At 59.9% G+C, this 17671-nt stretch carries 16 protein-coding genes; 10 read left to right on the forward strand and 6 right to left on the reverse strand.

From position 1 onward, the window contains the following. Positions 1-114: 114 nt before the first annotated feature. The 4 genes from CLV74_RS09185 to CLV74_RS09200 form a co-directional block, all read right to left on the reverse strand. Positions 115-1212 carry an ABC transporter ATP-binding protein gene (locus tag CLV74_RS09185; RefSeq protein WP_106263939.1) on the reverse strand — a complete coding sequence of 366 codons (1098 nt, stop codon included), beginning with the start codon at positions 1210-1212 and terminating at the stop codon, positions 115-117. A gap of 5 nt (positions 1213-1217) precedes the next feature. Next, the gene (locus tag CLV74_RS09190) at positions 1218-2108 is read right to left on the reverse strand and encodes a carbohydrate ABC transporter permease (protein WP_106263940.1); all 891 of its coding nucleotides are present in this window, start codon (positions 2106-2108) and stop codon (positions 1218-1220) included. After that, entirely contained in the window at positions 2101-2973 is an 873-nt protein-coding gene (locus CLV74_RS09195) for a carbohydrate ABC transporter permease (protein WP_106263941.1), read from the reverse strand. The genes CLV74_RS09190 and CLV74_RS09195 overlap by 8 nt, the downstream gene beginning before the upstream one ends. A gap of 66 nt (positions 2974-3039) precedes the next feature. Further along, positions 3040-4284: an ABC transporter substrate-binding protein gene (locus CLV74_RS09200; protein ID WP_106263942.1), complete on the reverse strand. Its 1245-nt coding sequence runs from the start codon at positions 4282-4284 to the stop codon at positions 3040-3042. A 209-nt stretch (positions 4285-4493) separates the two neighbouring features. Between CLV74_RS09200 and CLV74_RS09205 the strand changes: the two genes are divergently transcribed. From CLV74_RS09205 to CLV74_RS09225, 5 genes are all read left to right on the forward strand, one after another. Next, a complete protein-coding gene (locus CLV74_RS09205; RefSeq protein WP_106264228.1) occupies positions 4494-5228 on the forward strand; it encodes a response regulator in 735 nt (244 codons plus the stop codon). Next, entirely contained in the window at positions 5225-6649 is a 1425-nt protein-coding gene (locus CLV74_RS09210; protein ID WP_106263943.1) for a sensor histidine kinase, read from the forward strand. Before CLV74_RS09205 ends, CLV74_RS09210 begins: the two co-directional genes overlap by 4 nt. Positions 6650-6742: 93 nt before the next feature. Beyond that, positions 6743-7684 carry a nucleoside hydrolase gene (locus CLV74_RS09215; protein ID WP_106263944.1) on the forward strand — a complete coding sequence of 314 codons (942 nt, stop codon included), beginning with the start codon at positions 6743-6745 and terminating at the stop codon, positions 7682-7684. Further along, positions 7681-8130, forward strand: a complete 450-nt coding sequence (locus CLV74_RS09220; RefSeq protein ID WP_106263945.1) for a GNAT family N-acetyltransferase — start codon at positions 7681-7683, stop codon at positions 8128-8130. The genes CLV74_RS09215 and CLV74_RS09220 overlap by 4 nt, the downstream gene beginning before the upstream one ends. A 60-nt stretch (positions 8131-8190) precedes the next feature. Continuing rightward, a complete protein-coding gene (locus CLV74_RS09225; protein ID WP_106263946.1) occupies positions 8191-9612 on the forward strand; it encodes a protein adenylyltransferase SelO in 1422 nt (473 codons plus the stop codon). Positions 9613-9619: 7 nt separating this feature from the next. Here CLV74_RS09225 and CLV74_RS09230 read toward each other — a convergent pair whose 3' ends face one another. After that, positions 9620-11296 (reverse strand): calcium-binding protein, encoded by a 1677-nt coding sequence (locus tag CLV74_RS09230; protein ID WP_106263947.1) that lies wholly within the window; start codon positions 11294-11296, stop codon positions 9620-9622. A 237-nt stretch (positions 11297-11533) separates the two neighbouring features. On the opposite strand from CLV74_RS09230, the gene CLV74_RS09235 reads away from it, so the two are divergent. The 4 genes from CLV74_RS09235 to CLV74_RS09250 all read left to right on the forward strand — a co-directional run bounded on the left by CLV74_RS09235 (position 11534) and on the right by CLV74_RS09250 (position 15001). Then, entirely contained in the window at positions 11534-11953 is a 420-nt protein-coding gene (locus CLV74_RS09235) for a Fur family transcriptional regulator (RefSeq protein WP_106263948.1), read from the forward strand. A 132-nt stretch (positions 11954-12085) separates the two neighbouring features. Next, positions 12086-12979: a DMT family transporter gene (locus CLV74_RS09240; protein WP_106263949.1), complete on the forward strand. Its 894-nt coding sequence runs from the start codon at positions 12086-12088 to the stop codon at positions 12977-12979. Between the two features lie 34 nt (positions 12980-13013). Further along, positions 13014-14291 carry a phosphopyruvate hydratase gene (gene eno / locus CLV74_RS09245; protein ID WP_106263950.1) on the forward strand — a complete coding sequence of 426 codons (1278 nt, stop codon included), beginning with the start codon at positions 13014-13016 and terminating at the stop codon, positions 14289-14291. Between the two features lie 215 nt (positions 14292-14506). Then, entirely contained in the window at positions 14507-15001 is a 495-nt protein-coding gene (locus CLV74_RS09250; RefSeq protein ID WP_106263951.1) for a DUF1097 domain-containing protein, read from the forward strand. Positions 15002-15121: 120 nt separating this feature from the next. Here the strand turns inward: CLV74_RS09250 and CLV74_RS09255 are convergent, their stop codons facing one another. Further along, positions 15122-16213, reverse strand: a complete 1092-nt coding sequence (locus tag CLV74_RS09255) for an anhydro-N-acetylmuramic acid kinase (protein ID WP_106263952.1) — start codon at positions 16211-16213, stop codon at positions 15122-15124. A gap of 65 nt (positions 16214-16278) precedes the next feature. Here CLV74_RS09255 and tyrS point away from each other — a divergent pair, with 65 nt between their 5' ends. Further along, a complete protein-coding gene (gene tyrS / locus CLV74_RS09260; protein ID WP_106263953.1) occupies positions 16279-17529 on the forward strand; it encodes a tyrosine--tRNA ligase in 1251 nt (416 codons plus the stop codon). Positions 17530-17671: the final 142 nt, after the last annotated feature.

Genomic DNA, 17671 nt, shown 5'->3' on the forward strand with positions numbered 1-17671 from the left:
CCGCCCGCGCAGCCAGCGCCACGTCAATGACAGCAAACCACCAACAAGCTTCTTCTTGAGACAAATACTCACCGGCACCGCGCCCGAAGACGCGATACCTGCCAGCAAAAGCGCTTAGCTCAGACGAATACCCGACTTGGGCTCGAAGTAACTCGCCTTCGCCAGATCAAAGGCAAAGCTTGCCCGCGCACCGGGGCGCACGTCGGTTTCGGCTTGAAGACGAGCCGTCACCTCTTTACCCCCAAGACGCGAGACCACATAGGTGTCCGCACCGGCAGGCTCGACCACGTCAACCATACAGTCGGCGATCTCGATCGCATCACCCTGACGGCTGGCGGGATCGGTAATGTCCTCGGGGCGCAGACCGATGATCACGTCCTGCGGCAGATCCAGACCACGGCGGTCGGTTAGCACCAAGGGTGCTTCGCCGTCACGGGTGATCTCGATCCGGCGGGCGTTGCCGTCCTGATGCACCTTTGCGGGGATCAGGTTCATGGCAGGGCTTCCCATAAAGTCCGCCACGAACAGGTTCGCAGGCGTCCGGTAGATTTCAGCCGGAGTGCCGATCTGCTGGATCACACCATCCTTCATCACAACGATCTTGGTCGCCAAGGTCATCGCTTCGATCTGGTCGTGGGTCACATAAACCATCGAGGCATGAAGGTCCTGATGCAAACGCTTGATTTCAGTTCGCATTTCTACACGCAGCTTGGCGTCAAGGTTCGACAGGGGCTCGTCGAAGAGGAACAGCGCGGGGTCACGGACCAGCGCACGGCCCATCGCCACACGCTGACGCTGACCGCCCGAAAGCTGGCTGGGCTTGCGGCTCAGCAGCTTTTCGATTTGCAGCTGGCGGGCCACTTCGGCCAGTTTCTTTTCCTGCGTCGCCTTATCCACGCCGCGCACCTGCATCCCGAAGGTGATGTTTTTGGCGACCGACATGGTCGGGTAAAGCGCGTAGCTCTGGAACACCATCGCGATGTTGCGGTCTTTTGGGCTGACGTTGGTCATATCCAGACCTGCAATGTTCAGCTGCCCGCCGGTGATCGGCTCAAGGCCAGCGATACAGTTCAGCAGGGTGGATTTACCGCAGCCCGAGGGGCCGACCAGCACCAGAAAATCACCCTTTTCGATGGACACGTTGATGTCCTTGAGGATCTCGGTCTGGCCGTAGGCTTTGTAGAGGTTCTGAATGTCGAGAATAGGAGCCATAAGACTTATCCTTTCACCGATCCGGCGGTCAGACCGCGGATGAAGTACTTGCCGGCGACGACGTAGACGACCAGCGTGGGCAGAGCGGCGATGATCGCAGCAGCCATATCCACGTTGTATTCCTTAACGCCGGTGGTGGAGTTGACGATGTTGTTGAGGGCCACGGTGATGGGCTGGGTGCCCGCCTGGCTAAAGCTGACCCCGAAGAGGAAGTCGTTCCAAATCTGGGTGAACTGCCAGATGACCGACACCACGATAATAGGCAGCGACAAAGGCAGGAAGATCGAGAAGAAGATACGGAAGAACCCCGCGCCATCGATCTTGGCCGCTTTCACCAGTTCCACCGGAATGGTCACGTAGTAGTTCCGGAAAAACAGCGTGGTGAAGCCGATACCATAGATCACGTGGACCATGATCAGGCCGGGGATAGTGCCCGCGACGCCCAAGATGCCAAGCATCTTCGCCATCGGCAGCAGAACCACCTGAAACGGGATGAAGCATCCGAACAGCAAGAGCGAGAAGATGACGTTCGCCCCGCGGAAGCGCCACTGCGCCACCACATAGCCGTTCATCGCGCCCACCACGGTCGAGATCATCACCGCAGGCACCGCCATAAAGACCGAGTTCCAGAAGTAAGGGCGCAGGCCCTCGCACTGGATGCCGGTACAGGCATTGGCCCATGCTTTGGTCCAAGCGTCAAAGGTGACTTCGCGCGGCAGGGCAATCAGGCTGCCCGAGCGGATTTCTTCCAGACTTTTCAGCGAGGTGGTGACCATCACGAAAAGCGGGATCAGGTAATAGAGGGCAAACAGGCCGAGCAGGACATAAAGGCCCCAGCGCAGGGCGATCCTGCCCCACGGGCGCCCGGCGCCTTGGGTTGCAGAAAGATCAGTCATTGCGGGTTCTCAGTTCGGAATAGAGGTAAGGAACAACGATGGTGAACACCACCAGCATCATGATCATGGCCGAGCTGGCCGCCTGCCCCAGATCACCGCGCGAGAACGCCATAGCGTACATGTAGGTCGCAGGAAGGTCGGTGGCATAGCCAGGCCCGCCGTTGGTCATGGCGATAACCAGATCGAAGCTCTTGATCGCAAGGTGCGACAGCACGATGAATGCGGACAGGAAGATCGGCGCCATCGAGGGGATGATGATCGCAGTATAGATGCGGTGGGTCGGGATACCGTCCACTTGGGCAGCTTTGATGATCTCGGTATCGACCGAGCGCAGGCCAGCAAGGAAAAGGGCCATCACAAAGCCCGACGACTGCCAGACCGCTGCAATCACGATGGTGTAGATCGCGTAATCGGTGTTCACCAGCCAGTCGAACTTGAAGTTCTCAAAGCCCCAGCCCTGGACCACTTTTTCCAGACCCAGACCGGGGTTCAGGATCCACTTCCACGCGGTGCCGGTGACGATCATCGACAGGGCCATAGGGTAAAGGTAGATGGTGCGCAGAACACCTTCAGCGCGGATTTTCTGGTCCAGCAGGATAGCCAGCCCCAGACCCAGCACCATCGCGATCACGATGAAGAGGGCGCCGAAGATATAAAGGTTGTTCATCGCCACGTCCCAGCGGGGAGCTGCGAAGAGGCGGGTATATTGTTGCACGCCTTCGATGTCATACTTGGGCATCAGGCGGGATTTGGTCAGCGAAATCCATCCGGTCCAGGCGATAAAGCCGTAAACAAACAACAAGATGGCAGCAAAAGAGGGAGCCAGTACCAGCTTGGGTACATGGCGTTCAAGCCAGAGGGTCATGGGGAGGTGCTCCTGACGGAAAAGCCCTCCGCGCGTTGGCGCGCGCGAAGGGCCATAGTTCAGGGATTACTGGACAGCCGCGACTGCGTCGACCAGCATTTTGACAGCGTCATCCGACGACATGTCAGAGTTGAAGTGGGCGGTCACAACGTCGGTGATCGCACCCGATTGCGCGCCGCGCAGAGCCATGCCGTGCGCGTAGCTGGGCAGTAGCGAGCCATTTTCGCTCGACGATGCCATTTCTTCGCTCGAGGTGTGCGCACACATGTCGAAGTCATCCAGCGACACGTCGGTACGTACAGGGATCGAGCCTTTGTTCAGGTTGAAGACCTTCTGGAACGAGGGACCAACGATCAGTTTCGCCAGCAGAGCCTGACCGGCCTCTTTGTCCTCGCCGTCCACGTCGAACATGGCAAAGCTGTCTACGTTGTAGAGGTAGCCCTCACCAGGGGTCGAGGCGCAGAGGAAGTCTTCGCCGGGAACTTTGCCCGCAGCAAGGAATTCGCCCTTGGCCCAGTCACCCATGATCTGGAACGCGGCTTCGCCGTTCATGACCATCGCAGTGGCAAGGTTCCAGTCACGGCCCGAGAAGTTCGCGTCAACGTCGCCGCGCAGCAGGCGCATCTGGTCGAACACGGCCTTCATGGTGTCCGAACCCAGCGCTTCGGGATCCAGATCAACCAGTGCCTTCTGGAAGAACTCGGCGCCGCCAAGACCCAGAACTACGGTTTCGAAAACGGTCGCGTCCTGCCATGCCTGACCACCGTGGGCCAGCGGGGTGATGCCAGCGGCCTTCAGCTTTTCAGCTGCGGCGTTGAACTCGTCCCAAGTGGTGGGCATTGCAATGCCGTTGTCTTCCAGGATCTTTTTGTTGGCCCAGATCCAGTCAACGCGGTGAACGTTCACAGGCGCGGCACACCAGTGGCCTTCGCACTTCATGTGGTTGGCGATGGCTTCGGGCAGCACGTCCGCCCAACCATTCTCTTCAGCCACAGCAGAGATGTCCGACAGAACGCCTTCTTCGTACCATTCCTGAATGGCGGGGCCTTTCAGCTGAACAGCTGCGGGGGCGTTGCCCGACAGAACACGGGCGCGCAGCGCGGTCATCGCCGCATCACCGCCACCACCTGCAACAGGCATGTCGGTCCAGGTGCCGCCGGCGTCCTTGAACTCTTGCTGGAGAACGGCAACCGACTTGGCTTCGCCGCCCGAGGTCCACCAGTGCAGAACTTCTGCCTGGGGCTCTGCAACCGAGGTGGTTGCCAGTGCGCAAAGGGCCGCGGTTGCGGCTGCAAAAACAGTAAACTTCATGATTTCCTCCCATCGGCGCCCCAGTGTTGCGGGGCGTGAAGTGGGACTATCCTTGGTCCGACCATGCATTCTGCGCAAGGCGGCTAATCCCTTTGCGCATGACAAAACCCATCGGTTTGTTACGCTCTGTTACGTTGACCTCGAAGGTATGGGTAGACACAGGCCCTGCCCCCGTCCATTTTGCGCCGCCAAGAGCGGAAGGTATGGCCATGACGATCCCGAGACTTCTTGTGGTGGATGACGATCTGGAACTGCGTGAGATGATCACGCGGTATTTCCAGTCACAGGGCTTTGCTGTCAGCTCTGCCGCGACGGGTGCCGAAATCAATGCCGCAATGGAGCGGTTCCGCATCGACCTGATCCTTCTGGATGTGATGCTGGGGGATGAAAGCGGGCTGGATATCTGCGCCGAATTGCGCACCCAGCAGGATGTGCCGATCATCATCATCTCGGCCCTCAGTTCCGACAGCCAGCGAATGCAGGGCTATTCGGCGGGGGCGGATGACTATGTGGCCAAGCCCTTCAATCCCGATCTTCTAGCCGCCCGCGTCAAGGCGGTTCTGCGTCGGGGGAACCGTGCGGCATCCCTGAGCTATCGGCGCTCGGCGGGACTTTATCGGTTTGAGGGCTGGTCCTATGACGCCCGCACCGGCGAGGCCCGCGCGCCCGAAGGCTATCTGGTGCCTCTGTCGCGGCGCGAATCCGCCCTGCTGAAGGCCCTGCTGGCGAACCCTCTGATCCCCCTACGCCGTGAAGAGATTGCCGAGGCGCTGGACCCCGACCGCGACCCCGAACGGGCGATGGATGCCGCAGAGGGGCGCGCTATCGACGTGCTGGTCGGCCGCCTCCGCGGCAAGATCGAAAGCAACCCGAAAGACCCGCGCTTGATCCGCACCGAACGGGGTGTCGGCTATGTTCTAGCCTGTGAGGTGACGCAGGAATGAACCTGCTGGCCTCTCTTCGTGCCAAAACTGTTTTCTGGATCGCGATCAGCGGGTTAGCGGGGGTTTTGACGGGTGGATTTTGGATTTCAGACCAAGCCGCATGGCTGAGTCATCTGGCGCGAGCCGAGACAACGGGCCAGCTTCTTTACAGCACGCTGGTCTACAACGCCCCTGCGCCCGCTGAGGTGCAGGTGGTCCACATCGGCCGCCCGCCCGAGACCAATCACAAGCTGTCGCAAATCTCGATCATCGGGCATGAGCCTTCGCCGATTTCTGGCCCTCGGTTGCAGTTGGAAATTCAGGACCCGCATCTGCGCTATGCCATCGGGGCGCTGCCCCCTGTTAGCGGACCGGCCGAGCAGCTTGGCGCAATTACCCGCCAGATCGCCCGCCTGTGCGGTGATCCCCGCCTTTTCGCCCGCGTCCCCAGCGAAGGCTGGGTTGAACTTCGTGCACCGAACATTTGGTCCTGCGAAGCCGCGCCCACAGACAAGCGCCTGCCGCTGGCCCTGATCTTTGTGCTGCTGCTTAGCACCGTGATCAGCCGCGCGACCGAGGTATCTGGCCGCTTTGGCAAACTGGCGCGGGTGTTTTCCGAAAACGGCACCGCCGGCAAAGCACCCCTGCCCGTCGAAGGCCCTTCAGAGCTTACAGAGATCGCCGAGGCCCTGAACCAGCACATCGCCAGCGAACGGGAAACGCTGGAAAAACGGGCCGAGGCCCTGTCCGCCATCAGCCATGATCTGGGCACCCCCGCCGCCCGCCTGAAACTGCGCACTGCCTTGATCGACGATCCGGACCTGCGCGGCCGCATGGAAGGTGACATCGACCAGATGATTGCCATGGTCGAAGGGGTGCTGTCCTTCACGCGCACAGAATTGGACGCCGAGCCCGCCCAACGCATGGCCCTGAGTTCGCTGGTCGAGGCGCTGGTGGATGATTACGCCGATCTGGGCCGTCCCGTCACCATGGCCCCTGTCCAGCTTTTGATGCCTGAAAGTCACCATTCCCTGTTCGGCGTGACACCCCGCGCCCGCCGCTCGCCTCCTACGCAGCAGCAAGTGCCGGACGCGAACCTGCGGGTTCTGATCTCGGGCCGTCCCATGGCGCTGGAACGGGCGATCACCAACCTGATTGAGAATGCCCTACACTACGGTCGCCGCGCCACCGTCCGGCTAGAGGCGCATTCGGAAACCGTGTCCATTCTGGTTGAGGACGCGGGCGGCTCTGGCATGACCCCCGATGATATGGCAGCCCTCACGCGCCCGTTCCGGCGCGGGCAGAACGTGGGCCCGACCAAAGGCCACGGGCTTGGCCTTTCAATCGTGCGCACGGTGGCACGCCAGCACGGGGGCGATCTGACCTTTGAACAGGGCAGCAGCGGGTTGATTGCCCGTCTGGACCTAAAACGGGACAGCTAGGGCCGCGCTTTCACGAAAACCTCAGGCCCTAAGGGCTTGTCAGAACAGGTTATGCCTGTCACTGAAAGAGAAATTCGCAGGTCCGGAGGTTCCATGTCCCCACGCAAGATCATCATCGACACTGATCCCGGTCAGGACGATGCCGTCGCCATCCTACTGGCGCTTGGCAGCCCCGATGAGGTCGAGGTGCTGGGGATCACCGCTGTCGCTGGGAACGTGCAACTGGCCCTGACCCAGAAGAATGCCCGCATTGTCTGTGAACTGGCAAACCGTGCTGACGTGCCGGTCTATGCGGGCTGCGAGGCGCCAATGGGCCGCACCCTTGTCACCGCCGAACATGTGCATGGCAAGACCGGTTTGGACGGTCCCGATCTGCCCGATCCGGTGATGCCCCTGCAGGCAGAACACGGTGTGGATTTCATAATCGAGACCCTGCGCAATGCGCCTTCGGGAACCATCACGCTTTGCCCTCTGGGGCCGCTAACCAACATCGCCACCGCATTTAAACAAGCGCCGGATATCATTGAAAAGGTACAGGAAATCGTCCTGATGGGTGGCGCCTACTTTGAGGTGGGCAACATCACGCCCGCCGCCGAGTTCAACATCTACGTGGACCCGCAAGCCGCCAAGATCGTCTTTGACAGCGGATGCCCGATCACCGTGATGCCGCTGGATGTGACCCACAAGGTGCTGGTCACCAAACCCCGCAACGATGCTTTCCGCGCCCTAGGAACGCCTGTCGGCACCGCCGTTGCAGAGATGACCGACTTTTTCGAGCGGTTCGACAAGGAAAAATACGGCAGCCTCGGTGCGCCGCTGCATGATCCTTGTGTGATCGCCTATCTGATCCGGCCCGACTTGTTCCAGGGCCGTCACATCAACGTCGAGATCGAGACCCAAAGCCCTCTGACCCTTGGCATGACTGTTGCGGACTGGTGGGGTGTCACCGATCGGCCCGCCAACGCCATGTTCATGGGCGATGTGGACGCACAGGGCTTTTTCGACCTTCTGACAGAAAGGCTTGCCCGCCTATGAGCGCACAAATCAGTCTGGCCAAACCCGAGCACCTGAACGCCTTGCTGCCCTTGGTCGAAGCCTTTCACCAAGAGGTGGGCATCGAGCAAGACAGCGAACGCCGTCACGCCGCCATCGCGCCTTTGCTGGACGGCAACCCTCTTGGGGCGGTGTATATGTTCGGCCCCACCCGCGCGCCCATCGGCTATATGGTGATGACCTTCACATGGTCGGTGGAATTCGGCGGGATCGAAGCTGGCATCGACGAGATTTACGTGCGTCCCGCCATCCGCCGCCGTGGTCTGGCCTCTGAGGTGATCAATAGCATTGGTCGGACCTTGCGTCAGGCCGGTGTCCGCGCGATCAGCCTTGAGGTGCGCCCCGACGATGCGGCTGCCATGCGCCTTTATGAGAAATCGCTGTTCCATCCCCGCGAACGCTATCAAACGATGACGCGTAAGCTCTAAGTCGCCCTTTCAAAAGCAGTCTCGCCTTCCTAGGTATTGGGTAGATCAAGGATTTTGCCCATGCCTCTGAACTTTGCCTTCGACAACAGCTATGCCCGCCTGCCGGACAGGTTCTTTGCCCGTCAGAACGCGGCCAAAGCCCCCGCGCCGCGCCTTCTGGCCTATAACACGGCATTGGCAGACGAATTGGGTCTGGGGTCAGAGGCGAGTGACGTAGAACTCGCACAGATTTTCTCTGGCACTGTGACACCTGACGGGGCCGCACCCTTGGCGCAAGCCTATGCAGGTCACCAGTTCGGCGGCTTTTCACCTCAGCTAGGCGATGGCCGTGCGTTGCTAGTGGGCGAGGTTTTGGGCAAGGACGGCCAGCGATTTGATATTCAGTTGAAAGGTTCGGGCCGCACGCCCTTTTCACGTCGTGGCGATGGCAAGGCATGGCTGGGGCCAGTCCTGCGCGAATATGTGGTCTCTGAGGCGATGCATGCCCTTGGCGTGCCCACCACCCGCGCTTTGGCGGCGGTTGCCACCGGCGACACGGTGCTGCGCCAGACCGCACTGCCCGGTGCGGTTCTGACTCGCGTTGCCGCCAGCCACCTGCGCATTGGCACCTTTCAGTATTTCGCCGTGCGCGATGACCGCGACGCGCTGCAAACCTTGATGGACTATGCCATTGCCCGCCACGATCCTCAGGCTGATGGACCTGCGGCCTTCCTGCAAGGTTGCATCGACCGGCAGGTCAAGCTGATCCCCCAGTGGATGGGCTTGGGCTTTATCCACGGGGTGATGAACACCGACAACTGCGCCATCTCGGGTCAGACGATCGACTATGGCCCCTGTGCCTTCATGGATGATTTCCATCCGAATATGACCTTCTCATCGATCGACCATCAGGGGCGGTACAGCTACTCGAACCAGATGCATGTGCTGGTGTGGAACCTTGCGCAACTGGCCAGCGCCTTGGTGCCGCTGAACGCAGATGAGGACGCAGCCGTTGAGGATTACACAATTCGCATCAACAAGATGCCCGAGGCTCTTAAAGCGGAATGGCTGCGTATTTTCTGCGCCAAAATCGGGATCAGCACGCCGCAGCGTGACGATCAAAGATTGATCGAGCGGCTACTGGCGCTGATGGCGGCGAACCATTCCGATTTCACCAACACCTTCCGCGCCTTGGTGGACGGAAACGCGCGCGACCAGTTCAGCGACCGCGACGCCTTTGATCAGTGGGAAAAAGATTGGAAGGCCCGCATCGTAAATGAGCCAGACCCGCAGGCTCTGATGGCCCGCAGCAATCCGGTCTATATCCCCCGCAATCACTGGATCGAGCAGATGATCGATGCCGCGCTTGAGGGTGATCTGGCCCCGATGCAGCGACTGATGACGGTGCTGGCGAACCCTTACACCGTGCAGGACGGGGCCGAGGACCTGCGCCGTCCGCCCACGCCCGATGAGGTGGTGCCGCAAACCTTCTGCGGCACCTGAGGTCTGATCAGAGGATCAGCAGATCGGCCAAAGCTGCCTCGTCGGTGAAGCCCTCCAATGTCACTGAGCGCTGATCGTCAATCTGGATAAACAACTCCTCACGCCCGACCGAGACAAAGGCCACGATAAAGGCCTCTGCATCGGTGATGTCGGTCACAGCCGAGAAATTCAGCCGATCCTGCGCCGTCAGATCTGTCACCACGTCATGCCCGAACTGCGCTGTGAAAACAAAGGTGTCCGCGCCTGCACCGCCGGTCATGGTGTCATTGCCGGCGCCGCCAATCAGCCGGTCCCGTCCGCCGCCACCAAACAGCTTATCGTGACCGCCGCCACCGTTCAGCAGATCGTTCCCTGCCTCCCCGTAGAGAAGATCATGACCGCCGCGGCCCGCAATCTTATCATTGCCCGCCTCGCCATAAATCCGGTCACGCCCGTGCGATCCGAAGATTTTGTCCGCCACGGTCGAGCCCACAAGCACCTCGATATTCGACAGCGTATCGGTCCAGCCAAAGCCGTCGGTCACGTTGCCTTGCAGAAGATCCGCGAAAATGCCTGATGCGCCGCCACGTTCAAAGTCGGTGTCATAGCGCACCACATCCAGCCCGTCGCCACCTTCAAAATGGTCCGAGCCGCCAAGGCCGATAAAGCTGTTCCGCTTTGCATCGCCAATCAGCACATCGTCAAAATGCGAGCCGATCACCTGCTCGATGTTGATCACCTTCTCAACGCGGCCTTCGCCGTTGATCGCTTGGGATGCGGATAGATCGACTGTGACACCGGCAATCTCGGACCGGAACTCGGCGGTATCAAAGCCCTTGCCCCCATCGTAAAGATCGCGCCCTGTGCCCCCTGACAGCAGGTCAATCCCGTCGCCGCCGCGCAAGACATCGTTGCCCGCGCCGCCAATCAGTTCATCCGCATGGGCACCACCGAACAGCCGGTCATGGCCATTGCCGCCAACAAGCTTGTCAAAGCCGTTACCGCCAAACAGGTCATCGTTCCCGTTCTGACCGTAAAGGAAATCATTCCCGTTGCCGCCGTTCAGTGTATCGTTGCCAGCCTGCCCCCAAGCCACGTCCTTGCCCACACCCAGATTGTACAGATCATCAAATGCGGTTCCGTTCACCACATCGTTCTGGGTCTTGGTGTCATAGGCGATGTCATCCAGCGAAAAAACCGCACCCGGTGCGAATGGGCCCGTCTGGATTTCGGTGGCAAAAACATGATCGGCCAGTTCATTCCAATCAGCGAGCGTGAAAGAAGCGCCGAAAACATCGGGGAAGTTCTGATCCAATGGCACGAGCAACGTCGTCGTGCTGCCATCCCCGTTGTCTTGCCCCATGAAGGCATAATCGAACACCGCATCAGGGTAATTCATCGAACCTGACAGCGTTCCCCGTTCAATCGACAGGTAACTGACCTCAAAGCGGTTCAGGCTTAGTTCCCCGACAGTTCCCGGCGGTGCCGACAGCACCTCGACAGACCAAAGTGCGCCGCTTTTTTCAAACGCTGTGGTGTCGATATAGCGAAACAAGCTATCGTTCCCCTGCTCCACATACGAATACTGGTAAGAAAAGGTCAGGTCCTGCGAGCCCGAAAGCGTCAGGGTCACCTGCTGCACATCGGTCTGTTGGGATTCGGCACTGTAGGTCAGCTGGATTGCCTGTACTGTGTAGGCCGTCATAATCGCTCCGTAAAATCAACTTAAGCGTGAATAATTCAACATGTAGAGCACTTTTACATGTTTATTACTATCCCCGTTAAAGGCAGGATTTTCACGATCTGCTGAAGCAATCTTTGCACGCGGTCCATAGACACAGACATTCCGCCGATCCCCCGTTTCCCCCGCGCCTTTCCTATGGCAATCTCGCCTCCGAGGCGCTAAGCAGCCCGCCCACTCAGATCCTATCCGGGGGACGGTATGACCACCGACACCATCATCGCCCGCTGCGAGGCCAAGGGCCTGCGCATGACCGAACAACGCCGCGTGATTGCCAGCGTGCTAGAAACCTCGGACGACCATCCGGATGTGGAAGAGCTGTACGCCCGCGCCATCGCACAGGACCCGAAAATCTCGATCGCGACGGTGTACCGGACAGTGAAACTGTTCGAAGAAGCCGGCATTCTGGAAAAGCTGGAGTTCGGCGATGGCCGTGCCCGCTATGAAGACGCCGAGCGCGAACACCATGACCACCTGATCGACATGAACAGCGGCGAGGTGATCGAATTCGTCGACCCCGAGATCGAAGCCCTGCAAGAAAAGATCGCAGAGCGGCTGGGGTATCGCCTGAAAGGCCACCGGCTGGAACTTTACGGGATTCCGATCAAAAAGTCCGAATAGCCGCGCCTGCGCCGGGCGATCATCCGACATTTACCGGATTTCTGGAAAAGACGCGCATTCCGTTTGCGCTAACACTTGCTTTGGCTGCGCCTTCCGCGTAGGCCTTGGCCTGCATTGGGGGAGAGCGTCCGCATGGATAACCTGCGCGGCATACTACTACTTGTTCTGGCGATGGCGTGTTTTGCCATGGAGGATATGTTTGTCAAAACAGCCTCGGCCCATATGTCTATCGGCCAGATTCTGGGCCTGCTGGGGATCGGCGGCGGGATCGCCTTTGCGGTTCTGGCGAGATCCTCTGGCCACCGGCTGTTCTCGGCCAGCTCTCTGCACAAGACGGTTATCCTGCGCAATCTGGGCGAGTTGATCGGCACCCTGTCCTTCGTGACCGCGATCACCACCAGCGCGCTTAGCACCTCGACCGCGATTTTTCAGGCCGCGCCGCTGGCCACAACCCTCTGTGCTGCTGTCTTCCTGAAAGAGCCCGTCGGCTGGCGCCGCTGGAGCGCGATTGCCGTGGGCTTTATCGGCGTTTTGCTGATCGTCCGTCCCGGCTCGGCCAACTTTGAGCCTGCCTCGCTGTTTGCTGTGGGCGCGGTGATCGGCCTTGCCGCCCGCGACGTGGCAACCCGTGTGCTTCCCCGCGATATTTCAAGTCAGGTGATCGCCTGCTATGCCTTTGCCGTGATCGGCATCGCAGGTTTTGCCCTGCAACTCTTCGAAGACACCTTCTTTGTTCCGATGGACGTCGCCGACTGGGGCAACATCATCGGCGCGCTCCTGTTCGGCATGGCGGGTTATCTGGCCCTGACCGTCGCCATGCGCGTGGGTGAAATGGGCGTCATCATGCCCTTCCGTTACACCCGCCTGATCTTTGCGATGATCATCGGCATGACCTTCTTCGGCGAGCGTCCGCAGCTGCTGACCTACGTCGGGGCTGCAGTAATTATCACATCCGGCATTTATACCCTTTTCCGTGAGCGCAAACAGCGACTTGCACGTCTTTCCACCCCTTCCGGCACCCGCTAGAAGGTCTCCAACTCTACCATCCGAGGGATCATTCATGAGCACCATCATCGACATCCACGCCCGCGAGATTCTCGACAGCCGTGGCAACCCCACTGTCGAAGTCGACGTCACTCTGGAAGACGGCACCATGGGCCGCGCGGCTGTGCCCTCGGGCGCATCCACCGGCGCCTATGAAGCTGTCGAGCGTCGCGACGGCGACAAGGCCCGCTACATGGGCAAAGGCGTTCTGGGTGCCGTGGCCGCCGTCAACGGCGAGATCGCCGAAGAACTGGTTGGCATGGACGCCACCGAGCAGGAAGCTATCGACCAGGCGATGATCGAACTGGACGGCACCGAGAACAAAGGCCGCCTTGGCGCCAACGCCATCCTCGGCGTGTCGCTGGCCGTGGCCCACGCTGCTGCCGACTATCTGGGCCAGCCCCTCTACCGCTATGTCGGCGGCACTTCGGCGCGCACCCTGCCCGTTCCCATGATGAACATCATCAACGGCGGCGAGCATGCGGACAACCCGATCGACATTCAGGAATTCATGATCATGCCCGTGTCGGCCACGAACATCCGTGACGCCGTCCGCATGGGCTCCGAAGTCTTCCACACCCTGAAGAAAGAACTGCACGCGGCTGGCATGTCCACCGGTCTGGGCGATGAGGGCGGCTTTGCCCCCGAACTGGGCTCGGCGCGCGAAGCGCTGGACTTCATCCTGAAGTCGATCGAAAAAGCTGGCTACAAGCCCGGCGAAGACATCTATCTGGCCCTCGATTGCGCCGCGACCGAATACTTCAAGGACGGCAAGTACGAGATGAAGGGCGAAGGCAAATCCCTGACCCCCGCAGAGAACGTCGAATATCTGGCACAGCTTTGCGCAGACTACCCGATCATCTCGATCGAAGACGGCTGCGACGAAGACGACTGGGAAGGTTGGGCCATGCTGACCGAGAAACTGGGCGGCAAAGTCCAGTTGGTCGGCGATGACCTCTTCGTCACCAACCCTGCCCGTCTGGCTCAAGGCATCGAAAAAGGGGTCGCCAACTCGATGCTGGTGAAAGTGAACCAGATCGGCTCGCTGTCGGAAACCCTGCGCGCCGTCGATATGGCCCACCGCGCCCGCTACACCAACGTGATGTCGCACCGCTCGGGTGAAACCGAAGACGCGACCATCGCGGATCTGGCGGTCGCGACCAACTGCGGCCAGATCAAAACCGGCTCGCTGGCCCGTTCGGACCGGCTCGCGAAATACAACCAGCTGATCCGTATCGAAGAGCAGCTGGGTGAAACCGCGATCTACGCAGGCCGTTCGATCCTGAAAAAGTGATCAAACGCGCGAAAGCATAGTCGTACAACAAATTCCGAAGGCTCCCGCAATGCGGGAGCCTTTTTTGTCCGCAAAGCTTTGCGAAAAACATGTCTATTAGCTTTAAGTCCTTGAAACTAAGGTCTGATACGTAGACCGGCAAACTTCTGCTTAGATTTTGTGCACACGGCGCCGGAGGAGAAACAGGCGCCCTGCTATATCTAGGGAGGAAATCTATGAACCTTATTAATGCGCTTGCGCTCTCAATCGGCGTGCTTGCCGTCGCCGCTACATGGCTCTGCCTCGGCACGCCATACGGCCTGCCTGTCTGGGCGCTCTTCATCGGCTGGGGCAGCTTTTACCACTGCGGCGGCGGCACTGACTCCGTAGGCAAATCCGCCATCAACCACATCTGGGGCATTGTGGTCGCAACCATCGCGCTCTTTGTAGTCGGAACCGTGGCAGGCACCGTTCCCGTCACCTCGATCATCGTCGGTGTCTCGGTGGTGGTGCTGGTTCTCGGCGCGCACCTGCCGATTTTATCGACCATCCCCGCCGCAGTCTACGGCTATGCCAGCACTGCGGCCTTCCTGCTGATGGGCGGCGTCGCGCTCACCGATCTGACGGCCCTGCTGCCCGCGTCGCTCACCGTGGCCATCGCCATGGTTGTTGGCAACGTATTCGGTCTTGTCTCGGAAAAAGTCGCCGGCGCTCTAGCGGCGAAAGAATAGACAAACCGCCCCTGCGCCGCCTATGCCCGCAGGGGCACCCATGCCATTCATCTTGGCAGAAATACCTCGGGGGAGCAGCAAAGCTGCGGGGGCAGCGCCCCCAGCGCCCTCACCAGTTTATCAAGGCCGCGACACTGATCCACCGCCAACCGCCGCCGCAACACCCGTGGTCGACGGGCACGACGTGGGCATACCGCGCAGCACACGAACGGCCAGATGCCCGAAGGCTTGTGCTTCCAGCATGTCCCCGTCCAGACCAACCGCTTCAACTGGCAGAACCTCACAGCCCGCATCTGCAGCCAGTCGCGCCATGATATGGGCGTTCTTGCGACCGCCGCCACAGACCAGCAGCCGTGTTGGCAACACCGGACAATGCTCCAGCCCCCGCAGGACCGAGGCGACGCATAGCTCGGTCAGGGTCGCGGCCGCATCTTCCAAAGACAGCACCTCAACCAGCGCCATCACATCCGAAAAATCGTTCCGGTCCAGAGACTTTGGTGGCATTCTTAAGAAATAGCTGCGCGACAGAACTTCCTCCACCAGTGCCTGATCAACGGCTCCAAGTGCGGCAATCCCGCCGTCCTCATCATAAGCCAGACCGCGCTGCGCCATCATCAGATCATTCACCGGTGCATTGGCTGGCCCCGTGTCAAAGGCCAGCAAAGCACCCGTCTCTTCAGGGCGCTCGAATGAGGGGTCCACATAGGTGATATTGCCCACACCACCTAAGTTCAGAAAGGCCAACGGCTCGGTCGCGCCGATGTATTTGGCACAGGCAAAGTGAAAGAACGGCGCAAGCGGCGCACCTTCACCGCCAAGCTGTACATCCGCCGACCGAAAGTCCCAGACCACTGGCACCCCCAGCAACTCGGCCAGCACGCCACCATCACCGCATTGATGGGTACCGCGGCCGCGCGGATCATGGGCCAAGGTCTGACCATGAAACCCCGCCAATTCGATTCCCTCGAATCGAGACATCACCTGCGCGTGCACGGTCTCAACCACCTCAGCGGCGTCAGAGACATCTTCGTCCTGCCATTTTCCCAAAGCCGCCCGCAGCACCTCGCGCTGCTTGTCGGTATAAGGGCGATAAGCACTGTCACCAAATTCAAGAATTCTATGCCCGTCACTCACTACAACTGCCGCATCAACCCCGTCCAAAGACGTTCCTGACATGGCACCAAGGGCACGGAGCGCACCAGATTGCTTCACTGCGCTTTTCCTCTGCACACAACCGGCATATAGAGTGCCTCGCAACCGCAGAAGGGACAAGTGCAATGACCTACCATCCTAAGTCTGAATTCCTGCGCATCATGATCGAGCGTGGCTATTTGGCGGATTGCACCGACTATCAGGGCCTCGATGATGCGCTGATGGCGGGCACTGTCCCGGCCTATATCGGCTATGACGCCACGGCGGCCTCGCTGCATGTGGGTCACCTGCTGAACATCATGATGCTGCGCTGGCTGCAGAAAACCGGCCATAAACCCATTACTTTGATGGGCGGCGGCACCACGAAGGTGGGCGATCCGTCCTTCCGCAGTGATGAACGCCCCCTGCTGGGACCGGACCAGATTCAGGCAAACATCGATGGAATGAACAAAGTGTTCGCCCGTTACTTGGATTACAGCGATGCGCCCAATGGCGCGATCATGCTGAACAACGCGGAATGGCTGGACGGGCTGAACTACCTAGAATTCCTGCGCGATATCGGCCGCCATTTCAGCGTCAACCGCATGCTGTCGTTCGAATCGGTGAAATCCCGTCTGGACCGCGAACAGTCGCTGAGCTTCCTTGAGTTCAACTACATGATCCTTCAGGCCTACGACTTCCTTGAGTTGAACCGCCGCTACGGCTGTCTGCTGCAGATGGGTGGCTCGGACCAGTGGGGCAACATCGTGAACGGGATCGACCTGACGCGCCGCGTGCTGGACCATGAGATCTACGGCCTGACCTCGCCCCTTCTGACCACCAGCGACGGCAAGAAGATGGGCAAAAGCCAAGGCGGCGCCATGTGGCTGAACGCCGAGATGCTGTCGCCCTATGACTTCTGGCAGTTCTGGCGCAACACCACCGATGCGGACACCGGCAAGTTCCTGAAGCTGTACACCGAGCTGCCCGTAGAAGAGTGCGAGCGTCTGGGTGCCCTGCAAGGGTCCGAGATTAACGAAGCCAAGATCATTCTGGCGAACGAAGTGACCGCCTTGCTGCACGGGGAAGAGGCTGCGAAAGCCGCTGAAGCCACGGCGAAGGAAGTGTTCGAAAAGGGCATCGCCGGCGGCGACCTGCCCCGCCTGACCCTGAGTGCCGAGGAACTGGGCGATGGCATTTCGGTCGTGCAGATCTTTGTCCGTTCGGGTCTTGCGGCCACCGGCAAAGAGGCCAAGCGTTTGATCGCCGACAACGGCGCGAAGATCGACGACGAATCTGTGACCGATGCTGGCAAGCTGATCACCGCTGCCGATCTGGCCAGCCCCTTGAAACTGAGCGCGGGCAAGAAACGCCACGCAATCGTTGAACTGGGCTAAGGTCAACACCATCACAAACATAGCGGCGCCGGAGACGGCGCCGTTTTTGTTTCCGCCTATGGCGACCTCAGCCGTGATTACAGGACCCTAAAAAGGCAAAAGGCAGCACCCTCATGCAAAGAGGCGCCACCTTTTCCTATCC

Source organism: Donghicola tyrosinivorans (assembly GCF_003003355.1).
Taxonomy (GTDB): domain Bacteria; phylum Pseudomonadota; class Alphaproteobacteria; order Rhodobacterales; family Rhodobacteraceae; genus Donghicola; species Donghicola tyrosinivorans.